This window comes from Pedosphaera parvula Ellin514, from assembly GCF_000172555.1.
In the GTDB taxonomy this organism is placed as follows: Bacteria; Verrucomicrobiota; Verrucomicrobiia; order Limisphaerales; family Pedosphaeraceae; genus Pedosphaera.
Window position 1 is genome coordinate 84862 of sequence record NZ_ABOX02000016.1, and the last position, 15917, is coordinate 100778.

Here is a 15917-nt window from a genome sequence, read left to right on the forward strand (position 1 = left end):
GCATTTTTCCGTCTTTCGATAAAGAGTCAGTCATGGTGGAGACCAAACATCCTCACATTGTTGTTTTGGGCGCAGGATTCGGCGGGTTGGAGTTTTGCAAAAACTTCGACGATCCGAATGCCAGGATCACACTCGTCGACCGGACCAATCACCATCTGTTTCAACCACTGCTATACCAGGTGGCTACCGCAGGTCTATCCGCCCCGGAAATTGCGCAACCCGTCCGTGCCATTCTGCGCAACCAACAAAACGTTACGGTACTGCTCGACACGGTGGTTGATTTTAACCTCGCGGAAAAGAAAGTTATCCTGCAGGACAGTGTGCTCGAGTACGATTATCTCGTTCTTGCCCTGGGCAGTTGCACCAGCTACTTCGGCCATCCAGAATGGGAGGAACATGCTCCCGGTTTGAAATCGCTGGAAGATGCCCTGCATATCCGCAGCAATATCCTGATGGCTTTCGAGAAGGCCGAGACGGAGCCGAGCCCGGACACGCACGATCGGTTGATGAGGATTGTCGTGGTCGGCGGTGGTCCCACGGGTGTGGAACTCGCGGGAGCCTTTGCCGAGCTTGCCAGACATGTTTTAAGATCTGACTTCCGGAGAATCGATCCCGCGCAAGCCCATGTTATTTTGATTGAAGCAGGGCCACGTATTCTGCCCACGTTCTCTCCCGAGTTATCCGTCAGTGGACAAAAGCAATTGGAAGCTCTTGGTGTTGAAGTGCGGACTTCCACCATGGTGAAAAACATTTCGGAAGGCCGTCTGGACCTTGCAAATGGCGAAACCATTCACGCGGGCAACATCATCTGGGCTGCCGGAGTTTCGGCCACATCCCTTACGCGAAAGCTCGGCGTTGAACTCGACCGCGCTGGCCGGGTGAAGGTGAATCCCGATCTGAGCATTCCCGCGCACCCGGAGGTCTTTGCGATCGGTGACATGGCCCTGGTGCCGCAACCCGGCGGCAAGCCCGTCCCGGGCGTATCACCCGCAGCCATGCAGGAAGCGAAGCTGGTGGCCAGGATCATTTCAGATGATCTCGCCTTTCGCGGCGCGGTGAAGCGGCCTGCATTCAAATACTGGGACAAGGGGACCATGGCGACGATTGGCCGTTCTGCCGCAGTCGCGCAAGTGGGCAAGTTTGAGTTCTCCGGATTTATAGCCTGGCTTGCGTGGCTGATCATCCACTTGATTTTCCTCGTGGGTTTCCGCAACAAGCTCGCCGTTCTCTTCCAGTGGTTCTACGGCTATATCACTTACAGGCGTGGGGCTCGCATCATCATCGAATACCCATCTCAAGCCAGCTCCGTCCCGCGCTCGTCGCCACTGACTACCGCCCCGAAGGGCTGACAATTCCGGCACTATGCAATCTTTTGTTTGAATCGGAGGGAGCAAGCCACAAACAAGACGATTCCCATGCCTGAGAGAATACAAAGGTGCATCCAAAAATCCCCAAGGCTGGCGCCGCGCAGGATGATTGCCCGCATTAAATCGATAAAGTATGTGGTCGGCAGGCATGAGCCGATGGCATAGAAAATCCAAGGCATGGTTTCGCGGGGAAAGATGAATCCGGAAAAGAAAACTGATGGCAGGATCAAGGTAATGCTCATTTGCAATGCCTGCATTTGATTCTGCGCCCGTGTGGAAATCAGCAAGCCCAGGCTCAGTAACGCGAAGACATAAATTAACGTTGAAACGAATAGCGCAACCAAGCTTCCGGCAATCGGCACGGCAAACAACCAGTGCATGATCGAAAAGAGGACCAGCGACATGGTCATGCCGATGCAAAGATAAGGCGTCAGTTTGCCCAACATCAGTCCCCAGCGTGAGAGTGGACTGACCAACAGTTGCTCCAACGTCCCCCGTTCCCGTTCCCGCACCAGTGACATCGCGGTAGCAAAGGTGGTCGCGATTTGCAGCACCACTCCAATTACACCTGGAATGAAGAAGTTCGGGCTGCGCATGGCCGGGTTATAGAGCACTTGCGGGCGCACTTCTATCGGCACTTCCTTGCGTCCGCTTTCCGCCAACAACGCTGCCACGGCCTGGCTCAATGTGACTCCCAAGGCGGTATTTAAGGCCTGCAGCGCCGTGGTGGAATTGGAACCATCTATTAGCACCTGCACATGCGCGGTCCGACCGGCACGCAGGTTGCGCGTAAAATCAGGAGGTATTTGCAGCCCGATATAAGCTTTACCCTTCCGAATCGCTGCGGCCAGTTCGCTGACACTCTGCACTTGTCCCACCACGCGGAAGGTCTGCGTGTTTACAAATCTGTCGACCAATTGCCTGCTTTCAGGAGTTTGATCCTCGTTCAAGACCACCGTGGCCATGTGCTTTACGTCATTGTCCAAAGCGTAACCGAACGCGATCATCTCGACCAATGGCGGAAAGAACAGGAAAAACAGGGTCATTGGATCGCGCAATACCACAATGAATTCCTTGTAAAGAATGGCCCTAAACCCGCGAAAAATTTTGCTCATGCTTTGCCTTCCTTCGTTTGCCCATCGTTACGATTCGCCGTCAGTGCCACGAAAACATCCTCCAATGATGGCCCGATCGGATGGATGTCCACTTTAGTGATGCCGAGAGCAGCCAGTTGAGCACGCACGGTTTCTTCTGACATCTGTTCATCCACCAATAAATGCATCGATTGCCCAAACACGGTCGTATTCCGCACGCCGGGCATATGGCGCAAGGCTTGCATGGCCGCCGTCACATGTTCGCAGGTCACATCCCAGCGTTTCGTTCCCGGCGGATTGACTGACGGCAAATGCTTCAGCTCGTCCGGGACTCCGCACACGACCAGCTTGGACATGTGAATATATCCCACATGGGTGCAGCGCTCTGCTTCATCCATGTAGTGCGTCGTCACGAACAAGGTCATGCCCCGGCTCGAAAATTCAAACAACAAATCCCACAACTCCCGCCGCGCAACCGGATCAATTCCCGCCGTGGGCTCGTCAAGAAATAACACCGTTGGCTGATGCAACAAGGAACAAGCCATGGCCAATCTCTGCCGCCAACCGCCGGAAAGCAAGGCTGCCCGGCGGTTCATGTACGGCTCGATGTGAGTCAATGCCACCAGCTCATCCCGGCGCCTCGCAAGTGCTTCACCGCGCAGTCCATAAAGGCGGCCATAAAACATCAGGTTCTCGTGAACAGTCAGCTCATCATATAAAGAGAACTTCTGTGACATGTAGCCAATCATGCTCTTGATTTTGTCCGTCTCCCTGGCCACATCAAAGCCCGCAATTAATGCCCTGCCCTCCGTCGGCTCCAACAACCCGCATAGCATGCGAATCACGGTGGATTTACCGGAACCATTCGGCCCCAAAAAACCAAAGATGGAACCCTTTCCCACCTTGAAGCTGACATGATCAACAGCCGTGAACGAACCGAACTTTTTGGTCAGCCCTTCACATTCGATCATGGTTTCCGCAGCCATGGATGACTCACTTGGGTGGCGCTGGAACACCGGGAAAGGTTGCATCCGCAGACATGCCCGCGCGCAACTTGTCCTCTTCGTTTTTTAGGCGGATCTTCACTCCGAAAACCTGCTTAATGCGTTCCTCCGCGGTTTGCACATTGCGCGGAGTAAATTCTGCAGCTCGATTGATCTGCTCAACTGTCCCTTCAAAATCTTTTCCTGGGAACGAATCCACGCGCACCTTCACCGCCTCTCCGAGATGGATGTGTCCCAGCCAGGTCTCGGGCACAAAGACTCGCACCCACAGATGCTGCGGCAAAATCAAAGTGGCCACCTCGCGATTGGCGGCCAACACATCACCCACTTTTACACTGAGCACTTCCATCACGGAGTTCGTGGGAGAGACGATTTTCATCTCCCGCAACTGCGCGTCGATCTGAGCCAGTTGTGCCCGTGCCTGATCAATCCGCTCCGGACGCGTGCCAGCCAGCAGAAGATCATAACGGCTCTTCGCCGCCGAGACACTCTTTCGCAAACCGTCCGCGCGAGTCACGGCACGATCCCGCTCGTTAGGCGAAATGGTGTTTTGCTTGAAAAGAATCTCTGCACGTTTCGCGTCTGCTTCGGCGAATTCGAGGTCTGCCTTCTGTGCCGCCCACTCATTTTTGGCGGTTTCGATTTCCTCCTTCCTCGGCCCCGCCTCCATTTCCGCCAAAATGGCAGCGACTTCCTTGCCACGCGCCTGGAGTTCAGCAGCATCCAGTTCCATAATTTCCTGTCCGGGTTTTAAAGCATCTCCTTCCTGAACGAAAATCTTTTCAACTCTCCCTCCATACCGCGAGGCCACGCGCACCTCGTCCACATCAATGGTGCCGGAAACGGCTCGAGAATTGGAATTGCGATTGCAGGAAGTCGCCAGAAGCCCAAGCGCCATTATCAAAACTCGAAAGTAGAGTCTTTTATCCACGTGGAATCAAAGATAACCACTAGGCGAACGGATTCAAGGGCGGAAGGCAAGCCGGACGCATCTCAATGCCACTGCAAGCTGGTGGAAATCACTTGGTTTCACGAATATGCGCAACGCCGAATTGCAACCTCCCCTAATGCTTCATGAATTAAGGCACACAACCGGCATGTCTTAGCCGTAACCATGCAGTTGAACAGGAGCAAACAAAGGAACGGAGAGAAAGGAGCGGCGAATAACCGTTTTTCTCTCCCAATTCGGAGGCGCACTGAATAGTGAGCAGACGGGGGATGGAGCAGAGTTGAATCAAGGCCCTGAAAACACTCCGTTTCCTCTTGTTCACTTCTCAATCGTTCTGCTTGGACGAATGCTCCATGAATAACGTAAACTACCCGCATTGAAATCGAGCAATGCGGGTAGTTTAAAAATGACGGAATTCCGTGTCGAGAGAAATTGTGTGGTGGCAAAAATCCTGGAATGCAACCCGTTTGGATGCGTCCGCCTTGGGGCAGAATTACCTCATGCGAACGCTTCTATCTTCTATTTTATTGCCGGCTCATTGCTGGCGGTTTGCGGTCTGGCTTTATATCGGGAATCGGAATCGACACCCATTACCAGTCTCACCAACCAGGCCACGCCGATCATCACTGTCGTGCCAATCAGCGCATACCATGGCCAGAAGATTTCGGGGATATGGAGAGATAACTTCTTTGGATAAGCCTCCAGCAGCAAGGTCCGGTTCAACCGCGCCAATCCCTTTCCCTCCTGCCCCCGCTCAAGCAACTTGACGGTATCCGGAGACAATTTCACGCTGGCAAACCGTTCGGTGTCATAAATCGATTTACCTTGAATGACTTGATTTAAATCTGTGACCAAAGCTCTCTGCAATGGTTCATTCGTGCCTCCTTTATATGCCGCTAACATCTCTTTGGTGGCAGGTGAGAGCTGCGTCTGAAGGAAGGGCGTAACGCCCTCGTTCCTGGCCGGCTCTCGCAACTCGCTTGCAAAAGCTTCCAGGTTGATGTCACCCGCGGAAAGTGCTGGAGGACGAAAATACTCGTATTTGGGCAACACCTGGATGGCAGTCATAACCAGCAGCGATGCACTCATCCCGACCAGAATCGGCGTGGACCGGCCTTTCTTCCAAAACACCGCCAGCAACAACCCGCCTAAAAGTGCTCCGCTCGTCAATCCGCGCAATGAGAAGGCCGCATTCAAAACAAAATCCACTTCCCGGCTGATATATGCCACCAGAATCAACATGGCCGCCCACGCAATGGTCGAAACCTTGCTGAATGTCAGATAATACGACTCGCTCCGGGATTTTTTCGAAAGTGCTTTTACAAAATCCATCGTCGAAACTGAGGATAGCGACGTCAGCGCGGAACTGACTGAGGACATCGCGGCTGACAGGATGGCAACAATCAAAAATCCTTTCAGCACGTGCGGCACTTCCGTCATCATGAAAATCGGGAATACAAAATCGTTCGCCTTGATGCCTGAGCCCGGGCGCGGCTCCGGCAGCGGAATTTGGAAAGGATGGGATTGGTAAAAAACCCAGAGCATGGCGCCAGTAAGCAGAAAAATCAGGAAGAGCGGAAATATCACGACGGCGCTTAATGCCAGTGCTTTCCTTCCCTCAGCGACGTTCTTGCACGCCAGCACCCGCTGCACGATCAATTGCTCCGCGCCATGAGAAGACATCACCATGACAGTTCCGCCGATAATCCCCATGAAAATATTGATGGGTGCACCCAAGGTGAAAGCTGTATTAAGCCAGTGAAGTTTTCCACCGGCCGAGGCTGCGTGGAATACCTCCCCAAAGCCACCCTTGAAATAACTCGGAATGAAGCAAAGCGCGAAAATGCCGCCAACCAGGAATAGAAAGAACTGCACGGCATCGGTCCAAATGACGGCCTTGACGCCGCCAATATAGGTGTAGAGCAACGACAAAAGCACAAAGAGCAGAATAGCCCCAAGAATCGGATCACCGGTCATGAAACCCAGCACCCTGTCACCCAACATCAACTTGATTGGAATACAGGCAACATATACCCGAACCCCGGCGGCCAGTGTTTCGCTGAGCAGAAAAAAACCACCGGCCATTTGTCTCACAGAAGGGCCGAATGCGTTGGAGAATAATTGATATGGGGAATAAATCTCTCCCTTGAAATAATGCGGCACCATTACAACCGCTAAAATGATTCGGGCAATGACATACCCTACAATCATTTGCAGAAATGCCATATCGGTGCCATAGGCCATCGCCGGCACGCCAATGATGGTCAGCGCACTCGTCTCGGCGGCCACGATCGAAAGCCCAATGCCCCACCAGGGAATGTTCCGGCTACCCAGGAAATAATCGCGCGTATTCTTCTGGTCCCTGCCGAACCAGACGCCGAGCAGAATGATGCCGCCGAGGTAGATGAAAATCACCAGCCAATCAGCGAAATTAAAATATCCATTCATGGAATTAGAACGTTCATTACTGGAGCAGATATGACTCAATAGCGAGAAAAAAGTTCATGCTTTGGGCAGGGCATTTATTACATGTACGTGCCATGAGCGCGGCTGGCGACTGCTGGTAGCTGGTTAACCCTTCCAGAGTGTCCAGGTGATTTCGTCCCAAAGGGCTTCCTTGCGTGGATACGCCGTAACCTCGCCTTCATTGTTCCACATCCAAGTTGCGCCTTGATTCAGCCTGGCTTGGGGGGCGAGGTTTGCCAACTCGCGCAACAACAAACATAAGTTATTGGTATCATCTGCCACTTTGCGCTCTCCCAGGCAGGCGTAATTGAAATCATCCGCCGCGATTTGAAATCTGGCGGCTCCTCCGTTCAAAACGATCTCCAATCGCAACGACCACTCGGATGTTTCCCGTGAGGAATACTCAAACTTTTTCTCCTTCGTGCGAATCGGAATCATGAGACCGGGAATGGTCCTCATTTTCTCCACCTCCCATTCCTTTCGCGTCCGTTGAATGGTAGATTCCTTCACCATACCCGCAGCCAACATGGCTATTTGGCTCCAATCATTTGGCACTTTCCGCCCCAAAGGATCAAACAGGATCATGGCTTGAGGCGTGAGTTCCATCTGCTTGATTAGCTTTGGCAGTGGGAGAGCCGGCAATTGCCTTTCCTCAACGATATCTGTTTCGATACTTTCTCCAAGCAGCGCCCGATTTAAGTTCTTCGCTTCCTCCAGGTCCAGGCTTCTCAGCAGAATACCAAATGCCTTGCTGGCAATTATGGGAGCATCCGCAGCCGAAATCCTCTTCTGCCCCACAAATGCACGCCGCAGTTTCTCGACATCGATGGGTTCAAGATTTTTTTGGAGCAGAGCGTATGGCATGGGTTAATAGCCGGGAGGCTGTTTTTGTGAAAGTTTCCAAAGCAGCCAGATAATCTCTTCGTAAAAAGCATTTTTACTTGGATAGAAGAATGGTTGAGCCGCCCGTTCGCGAAAGTAATACGTGCCACGATTTACTGCGGCGTGAGGGGCGAAGCTTGCAAGGTCCTGAATCAACAGTGTGAAGTTCGCTTGCAGGTCTCTGGTTTTCCGCTCTCCAAGATATCTGAAAAGCAAATGCGCTGACTTGCCCGCGTCGATACCATAACGCGATATTCCTCCCTCCAAAATGATTTCCAACAAGAGATGATGCTGCCGTTCCTCCCGGGTTTCATATTCTGTGTTGGTTCGAGGTTGATATTCGTACTCCCTCCCAAAGTTAGCGGGATCGAAAGGGGAAGCGGGTGTTTCGACCCGAATCTTATTAAATTCAATCAATGGAACTTTGCCAGCAGCAATCAGAACGACACTTTGCCAATCCACCTGAACAGGCCGATTAAGTGAATCATACACAACCAGTTGTTCCGGAGTACAATCCACAAAGGTTGTGTTGGGGCCTGGTGGCAGCGTCGGGAGCATGGATTCCTCCACAACTTCCGTCTCAACTCCCTGCGCTTGGAGGGCTTGGTTAAGTCGGTTCGCATTTTCGAGGGTAAATCCTTTGACCAGAATTCCAAAAGCGTCATTACCTACGGTCTGAGCATCAATAGCAGTCAAACCGGGAACATTCCTGAACGCCGCCTTGAGCCGCTCAATGGCTGGCGCTTCCAAATCCTTTTGTACAACCGCGTAAGGCATAAAAATTCGGCCGCTCACCAGAATTCCAGTAAACGGCCGATAAAAGCAATGCTTTACCGCCTGAATTTCCGCGACTGACTATTTCCCAAGCATCTCGCGCAACACACCGCCGAGGCGTTCGATGCCGAGCTGAATGTTTTGCTCGGTCCCGCCACCGAAGCTGATGCGCATGGCGTTCTCCGGTTTGCGACGGGTCGGGTCATTCGCGTAGCACAGTTCGCCGGGAACGTACAGGACGTCCTTCGCCAAGGCTTTTTGGAACAGCTTGGATTTTACACCCGTCTTTAGAGCTTGCGGCACGCGCGCCCAATAATAAAGACCTCCCAGGGGTTCCCACCATTGTACCTCGGCGGGAAAATATTGCTTCATCGCTACGAGCATTCCCTTGGCCTTCTTCGCATATCGTTTCTGCAGGGCGGTCAGGTGCTCTTCATATCTGCCGGAAGAGAGCGCCTTCACTAGCAACTGTTGCAACAGGTTCGAGGTGCCGAAATCATGGTTGCCCTTGATGCGAATCACCGCCGTGTAAACGGGATCTGGTAAAATGCCGAATCCCACTCGTGTCCCTGTTGCAAAAGGTTTGCTATAGGTTCCGGCGTAGATGACGCGGTTCGCAAAACCCTTGGCAGACAATGCCGACTTCACATCCTCCCCTTTGAAGCGCAGCTCGCGATATGCCGCGTCCTCGAGCAGGAAAATGGGATGCCCGGCAGCTTTCTCATATTTCCGCAGCAACTTCAACGCGCCCACCTTCTTCTCATAGCTGGTCGTCACGCCACTCGGGTTTTGGAAGTAACTCACGAGGTAAAGCATTTTCAAGCGCTTGATCTCGCCGCTCTTTTTGAGTGATTCGAGCACCTGCTCCAAATGTTCCAGGCTCAAACCATCCTCTTCAATTCTTACACCGCGTCCTTTAATGCCGCGGCTTTGCAGGATGCCGAGATAGACGAAGTAAGTGGGGTCTTCCACGATCACCACATCGCCTTCGTCACACATGGCTTCCGTGACCATGTACAACATCTGTTGTGAGCCGTTAGTAATGATCATCCGGTCGGCGGAATAAGCTTGTCCGTGTCCAGCACACCATCCAGCAAACGAAAGTCCTGGGCGGTGAGTTCACGCAGCATCGGGTCTCCGGGCGGTGGTCCCGTACTGCAACGCGGCCTGACCGGTCTTCCGGTTTTTCAAAATTTCATTCAGCAGGTCGCGGGCGTCATTGACCGGCAACGATTCGTTATCGGTAAAACCTGCGGCCAGGGAGATGAGCTGCGGTCGCGAAAGCGCTACTTCCATCAACCAGGAAATGGCAGGTGCTTCGGAACGCTGGCCCAGCTTCGACAGTACAGAGTGTTTCATACAAGGTGGCGGTTACCTTACGGAATCCGCCCCCTTTTCGGCCATCCTTTTATTTGGCCGTTGCGAAGGGCTGAACTTGCACCGCTTCGACCATTAGCAGGAACCGCTTGATGCCTTCAGCACAGCGGTCATGGTCGGACTTGAGGGAATAACCATGGTCGCCATTGATTTCCCAAAACATCTTGGGTTCATTGGCGGCCTCGAAGTTTTTTTCGGAATGACGGAAGCGCACCAGGCCGTCATCACGGCTATGCATGACCAACACCGGGACATGGATGAGTGGCAACTTGCTCAAGGTGTTGTATTTGATCGTGCCCAGCCAACGGACGGGAATCCACGGAAACAACTCGGCACCGACATCTGGAATGCTGGTGAAAGTACTTTGGAGAATTAATCCACCCACCTGTTCACGGATGGCCAGTTCACTGGCAATGCCGCCGCCCAATGATTCTCCGTAGGAAAGAATATGCCCGGCAGCGAAGCCGTTCTTCTGCAGCCATTGATGCGCCGCCTGAGCATCCAGGTAGGTTCCCTCCTCGGTCGGCACCCCCTGACTTCGCCCGTATCCCCGGTAGTCAAACAGCATTACGCTGACTCCAAGCTGCAAGAGGGTTCGGCAGAGATCCAGACGATGACTCAGATTGCCGCCATTCCCATGGCATACCAACATGACCATGTCGCTTCTTTTGGCATTCGGATCGGCCGGAAAAAACCAACCGTTCAACAGCAGCCCATCCTCGGTGGCGAAATAAATGTCCTGGAAAGGACGGCCAAGTTCCGTGCCATCAGCGATGAACTCGCTGTCCGGACGATAAACCTGTCCATATTCAAATTTGCGTATCATGCGACACTGAGGGTTGCGAGCAATTACTCGAACCGTCCTAAAGGTTTACCTAATCTAAATAAAATAGCACTTGGTGTCTAATCCCCATTGAGAGATGTTCCGCACCTGCCTTGTTTGGTTTCTCTCATTCAGATTTTTAGTTGCACGTGCTTTGCCCTTGCCAGTTCTCCGCAACGGGAGATAAAAGAAAGCCATGTCGGCTGAACCAGACAACGCAGCCAAACCAGAGGAGCAGGCTTCCACTGAAGCTTGTCCCATCGCGTCCGGTGATGTTAGCGGCGAGCACTGGCGCTGGTGCCCCCGGTGCAGTCACGAATTGCACAATGAAAAATGCAAGCTCCGCTGTCCGCGTTGTCATTACTTCATGAGCTGTTCGGATTTTGACTGACTGGCTTGGAATTAGTTTCACAGCCATTAATCCTCCCCTACTTGCCCTCGGCAACTTTCGTAACCATCAAATTGTCGAACTGAATTGGCGTAGTGGCATAAGGTTGACCCCAGATGGAAGCGCGACCGGCGGATGGCTCCTTCTTTTCATCGTAGGAAATCAGCGCCTTCGCGGGTTCGCTACTGCCTTTGGTCCAGGCCTTGCCTTCCACCTTCCAAACACCGTCACCAGCTTTGACCACCTGCAGTTTTAGCAAGGTCCACTCGCCCGATTTCCATTCATAGGGCACGTGGGCGACAACCTCGTCGCTTTTGTATAATTCCAACTCGCCCTTGCCGGGGGAAATTTGCAGCTTGTATCCGCCCTGTCCATTCGAACCCACCGCAAAGGTGGGAAAGCGACGGCCCTTTTTGGTTCCATCGATGCTTGCGGATACGGCGATATTTTCCTTAACGGCTGGGCCGAATAAAACCCCGAAGGTATCCAGTGGCGCACCGGGTAGTTCGAGAAATTTGTTCCCGCCCTCTTCCTTCACGGCAAAAGCGCCATCGAGAACCATGAGACCATCCGGAACTTTGCCGATTTCCGCGCTTTCAAAATTATTTTCGAAAAGCGGCTTGACCTCTTCCGCCATTGCCCCTTGCAACGCCAGCAGCATTGCGCCTAAAAATATCCAGTTCGCTTTTTTCATTCGCTTTCTGATTCTTATTCGTTTCTCAACGCATCCAACAGCCGGCCGCGTAGAGCAAAGCGTGTTGCCAGCCAGGTCCAAACCAATCCATTCAACGTCACCGCCGCGAGCATAAGCGCCAACGACTTATAAGGTATTTGCGATCCCGGTGAAAGCAAGGCCGGCATCACCCCAATCGCTGCGGCAATGATTCCAACTGCCAGGCCCAGGATCAGCAAAGCGGCATGCTCCTTGAGCACCAACCGTTGCAACACAACCCTGCGAAATCCCACCGCCATGAGCAATCCCAATTCACCCCGGCGTTCCTGCACGTTACGCAGGACCACCACTCCCAAGCCGGCACTCCCGAGGAGCAATCCCAACCCACCTAAAATCTGAAATGTGCTCAAATATGTATTCTGCACCGCGTTAAATTCGTTCAATCGCTGCGTGGCCGGTGTCAGTTCCAATCCGGCATCCTGCAAGGCACGCCCCAGCGAGGCCGAAACCCTTTGTACACTATTTGACGAAGCATCGATCAGGAACATTCGATACCCGCTCTCACTCGGAAACCGTTTTACAAACTCAGCTTCGTCAATAATCAGGTTACCCTGCAACACAGAGTTGGCGAGCGACCCCACCAGCCGCAACTTGAAAGTGACACCGCGCTCGTCGGTGTAATCGAGCGTGTCACCCACTTTCTTCTGCAATGCATAAACAATCGAGTTCTCATCTCCGACTGCCGCGACTTCATCTTCTTTAAGCAACGCCGGGCTGGAACTTGATTTCAACACCATCCACGGCTTCTCTTCCGACAAGCCTTTTAGCACCTTCGCAAAGGTAAAGGCCTGTCGCTTTTGCAACGCCTCGGGATTAACTCCCAAGACCCTCGGCTTTTGTGCGCGATTCAGATTGAGACAACTGGCGTCATCGCCGTTCCGCACGCGAAATGAAACTACCTCCACTCCTTGAAGATCGCTTGAGTTCAGTCCATAGAAATCGCGGCCAGCCTGGCTGTTCAAATCATAAGTGATGGGCAGGGTGGAATCGCCAATCAAAGCAAACCCGCCCGTACCGGAAGACCGCTTGCTGGCATCCTGATTTGCATCCAGCCGGAACGCGCTGATCGACGCGATCAGAAACGCTCCGCAGGCCAGCAACCCGATCGTAGCCAGGCTTCGTTTCCGTCGCCGCGTGCTGCTGCGCAACGCCAGTCCGTTCATGCTGAGTTGCGAGCCGTAGGATTTGCTCCCTAACGCTCCCAGCCAGGCCGCACAGAAGCCCAGTCCAGCAATGAGCAACAACGCTCCAGCACTAAAAAACGTTTCAGCCGATGAAGTGTCATGTTTGGCGATGGCGTAGCCGACCGAGCTGAGAGCCAGGAGTGCGGCAATCCCTCCGACCCATATTCCCCGACTGCGCTTGCCGGTCCCAGAGCTTGCCTTGAGCATGCGTTCCTCTGCGCCTTCAGAAAGGAGTTCGCGCGCCGGTCGACGCCCTTGCTTGCGCAGCGAAAACCAGATCGTCAAACTTGCGACAATCGTGCTGGCAAAAATTCCAGTAACCAGACTCTCCGCGCTGATGTGAAACTGCAACGTTGAGTTTCCGACGGCACTGCGCCACACAGTGGTCAATCCATAAAGCATCCCTTTGGCATAAAGAATTCCCCCTACCGCGCCGACGACCCCACCGATAAATGCCAGCATCACTCCTTCTCCGAGTAACAGCCTTCTCACCTGCGCCGGACGAAACCCAACCGCCAGCAACGTGCCAACTTCCGTCGCCCGTTGTTCCAAACCAAACTGGAACAGCAGCGCCATCAACAAAAGCGCCGCTACAATTACGAAAAAGCTCAGGCCAATGAATAATCCCCCGATATCCATCGATTGTGAACTGGCAGCCAACGCCTGTTCGCGCACCGGCTGAATCGCCAGTCCCACCTTGTCGGGATCCAGATTATCAAGGATCTTTTTGCTCAGGCTTTGAACTGATTCACCAGCCTGGGGAGACCGAACCGCGGTGAAATCACCGAATCGATTCGCCCACATCTTCTGACCTGCCGCCAAGGTCACGAACGCCTTTGGCGTGCCGCGATAATCTTTCCAATATTTCTCATCCTTGTCGCGAATTCTATTGAGCTGGATTGGAAATCCCGCGTCCCAATCCTTTTCACTCTCTGCCTTGGCCAGGCCCGGAAAATCAGGCATCAAATTACGATCTGCCGCCGCGCCTGCGAGCGGCACGACACTTTTCACGGTGAAAATATTCGTGCGTTCTTCCAGGGCGCGACCGTTTCCAACGACGAAATATTTCAGCGTCAGTTTGTCTCCCGGTTTTGCCTGCAAATCATCGGCGAGCCATTGGTTGATGATGATTTCGTCCTCCTTCATTTCAGCAGGGACAATCGGCGAACCCATCGCCGTCACCATTGAATAAGGCGTGGCATGATCGCCCACACGCAGTTCATTGACGAAATAGGTGATGAGCGGCCTGGCATTCGCGTCCGCTTTGCGCGCCGCTTCAACTGCTGCGGGATCGAGAAAAACACGGTCAGTGTGCAGTTCCAGCACACCGGTCGCCGGAACAGGCCGCAAGTCCAGTTCGGCATCCGCCAATTGCCAGTGCGTGCGCAGAGCGTCTTGCACTCTAATCGCCGAAGGCGTTGGTTCTTTTTGAATATCCGAAACCAACAGCAGATTGGCCCGTCCTTTCTGATCAATTCTCTCCTCCAGCATGTTGCGATTGACGAACGCATTGAACGGTGCGACTTGATTCGCCTGCAAACTGAACCTTCCAAACTGCTGGTCGGTCACGACGTCTGCCACTTTCAACCGCAACGCCACCGAGAAATCCTCCTGCGGCGTAATGGGCGCATCGCGCGAGAGCAGGCTCGGCTTTTGAATGCGCAACAAAACTGTGTCGCCAACCTTGGCTTTGAGTTGGGATGCCAGTGGTTGATTCAGCACCACTGCGTCCTTTGGAATTTCCGCAATGCCAGGCGATTGATTCGCCAGGTCCCAAAATCCTGCATCGACCCCGAGTATCTGCACCTGATTGGCGCGGGCAGAAGCATCTTGAGAGGAAACCGTCCCCGGCAATTGCAACACTGCCGCTGACCGGCTTTTTTCGCTGGGATGAATTTGATTCGCCAACTCCGCCCGAAAGAATCTGTCTCCGGCTGCGATCGCATGATCCACCCGGCCCAATCGCAACAGACCCAATTCGTGCAAGCTCTCCTTCACCGAGTCACCGACCACCAACGCTCCCACCAAAGCCGCGCTGCCCACCGCCGCACCGATGATGACCCCCAGATGCGCGCGGGCGTGAAAACGCAGGCTCCGAAAAATAAGTTTCCAGAAGGTCATGTTGCCTGAGTCAGCCGGCCATCATTCAATTCCAAAACCCGGCCCATTTTGTGAGCCAGATCCAGCGCATGAGTGACCACGATCAACGTGACCCCCTCTTCGCGATTCAGTTCCAGCAGCAGCGTCGCCAATTCCTGCGCGGAAGCACGGTCCAAAGAGCCGGTAGGCTCATCTGCCAAAAGAAGCTGCGGCTGATTGATCAGTGCCCGCACCACCGCAGTGCGCTGGCGCTCGCCTCCCGAAAGCTGCCCCGGACGATGATGCGTCCGGTCTCCAAGTCCAACTCTCTTCAAAAGTCTCTGCGCACGCTCCGGAGCTTTTTCCCGCGAATCGCTTTTGCCACCTGGCAATGTTGGCACGAGCACATTTTCCAAAACGGTGCATTGCGGCAGGAGATAATGTGCCTGGAAGATAAAACCGATCCGGTTATTCCTCACCGATGCCAGTTGCACGTCATTCAACTGGCTCAAATCCTCTCCCGCAAGCGCCACCAGTCCGCTCGCCGGTCGATCCAATGTTCCGATGACATTCAGCAACGTGCTTTTCCCCGAACCCGAAGGGCCGATGATCGCGAGCGATTCACCTCCCTTGACCTCCAACGAGACTCCTTTCAAGACTTCAACCGGGCCTGCACCCGAGTCATAGCGCAAAGTCACATCCGATAATTTTAAAAGTGTTTCCGGTGCTGCCATGTTCAAATCCGTATTCTTTATTTTGACGTTTGGCTCAAAATTAACTTCACCATCACTTCTCTG

General features: G+C 53.4%; 13 protein-coding genes and 1 pseudogene. 1 reads left to right on the forward strand and 13 read right to left on the reverse strand.

The features are described 5' to 3' along the window. Positions 1 to 32: 32 nt before the first annotated feature. The gene (locus tag CFLAV_RS14435; protein ID WP_007415489.1) at positions 33 to 1349 is read left to right on the forward strand and encodes an NAD(P)/FAD-dependent oxidoreductase; all 1317 of its coding nucleotides are present in this window, start codon (positions 33 to 35) and stop codon (positions 1347 to 1349) included. An 11-nt stretch (positions 1350 to 1360) separates the two neighbouring features. On the opposite strand, the gene CFLAV_RS14440 is transcribed toward CFLAV_RS14435, so the two are convergent. From CFLAV_RS14440 to CFLAV_RS14495, 13 genes and pseudogenes are all read right to left on the reverse strand, one after another. After that, a complete protein-coding gene (locus CFLAV_RS14440) occupies positions 1361 to 2482 on the reverse strand; it encodes an ABC transporter permease (protein ID WP_007415490.1) in 1122 nt (373 codons plus the stop codon). Then, a complete protein-coding gene (locus tag CFLAV_RS14445; RefSeq protein WP_007415491.1) occupies positions 2479 to 3447 on the reverse strand; it encodes an ABC transporter ATP-binding protein in 969 nt (322 codons plus the stop codon). Before CFLAV_RS14445 ends, CFLAV_RS14440 begins: the two co-directional genes overlap by 4 nt. Before the next feature lie 7 nt (positions 3448 to 3454). Further along, positions 3455 to 4396, reverse strand: coding sequence for an HlyD family secretion protein (locus CFLAV_RS14450; RefSeq protein WP_150107421.1), 942 nt, complete (start codon positions 4394 to 4396; stop codon positions 3455 to 3457). 537 nt (positions 4397 to 4933) lie between these two features. Beyond that, complete coding sequence (locus CFLAV_RS14455; RefSeq protein ID WP_007415493.1) at positions 4934 to 6862, reverse strand: sodium:solute symporter family transporter; 1929 nt, start codon at positions 6860 to 6862, stop codon at positions 4934 to 4936. 123 nt (positions 6863 to 6985) lie between these two features. Then, entirely contained in the window at positions 6986 to 7744 is a 759-nt protein-coding gene (locus tag CFLAV_RS14460) for a hypothetical protein (protein ID WP_007415494.1), read from the reverse strand. Positions 7745 to 7747: 3 nt separating this feature from the next. After that, entirely contained in the window at positions 7748 to 8539 is a 792-nt protein-coding gene (locus CFLAV_RS14465; RefSeq protein ID WP_007415495.1) for a hypothetical protein, read from the reverse strand. A 78-nt stretch (positions 8540 to 8617) separates the two neighbouring features. Next, positions 8618 to 9592, reverse strand: a pseudogene (locus tag CFLAV_RS14470) (aminotransferase-like domain-containing protein); the annotation flags it as partial. Between the two features lie 63 nt (positions 9593 to 9655). Continuing rightward, positions 9656 to 9895 carry a hypothetical protein gene (locus CFLAV_RS34150; protein ID WP_007415497.1) on the reverse strand — a complete coding sequence of 80 codons (240 nt, stop codon included), beginning with the start codon at positions 9893 to 9895 and terminating at the stop codon, positions 9656 to 9658. A 49-nt stretch (positions 9896 to 9944) separates the two neighbouring features. Then, the gene (locus CFLAV_RS14475) at positions 9945 to 10739 is read right to left on the reverse strand and encodes an alpha/beta hydrolase (RefSeq protein WP_007415498.1); all 795 of its coding nucleotides are present in this window, start codon (positions 10737 to 10739) and stop codon (positions 9945 to 9947) included. A gap of 136 nt (positions 10740 to 10875) precedes the next feature. Beyond that, positions 10876 to 11097, reverse strand: a complete 222-nt coding sequence (locus tag CFLAV_RS14480) for a hypothetical protein (protein WP_150107422.1) — start codon at positions 11095 to 11097, stop codon at positions 10876 to 10878. A 67-nt stretch (positions 11098 to 11164) separates the two neighbouring features. Further along, complete coding sequence (locus CFLAV_RS14485) at positions 11165 to 11818, reverse strand: hypothetical protein (protein ID WP_007415500.1); 654 nt, start codon at positions 11816 to 11818, stop codon at positions 11165 to 11167. Positions 11819 to 11832: 14 nt separating this feature from the next. After that, the gene (locus CFLAV_RS14490) at positions 11833 to 15162 is read right to left on the reverse strand and encodes an ABC transporter permease (protein ID WP_007415501.1); all 3330 of its coding nucleotides are present in this window, start codon (positions 15160 to 15162) and stop codon (positions 11833 to 11835) included. Continuing rightward, entirely contained in the window at positions 15159 to 15854 is a 696-nt protein-coding gene (locus tag CFLAV_RS14495) for an ABC transporter ATP-binding protein (RefSeq protein ID WP_040548859.1), read from the reverse strand. Before CFLAV_RS14495 ends, CFLAV_RS14490 begins: the two co-directional genes overlap by 4 nt. Positions 15855 to 15917: the final 63 nt, after the last annotated feature.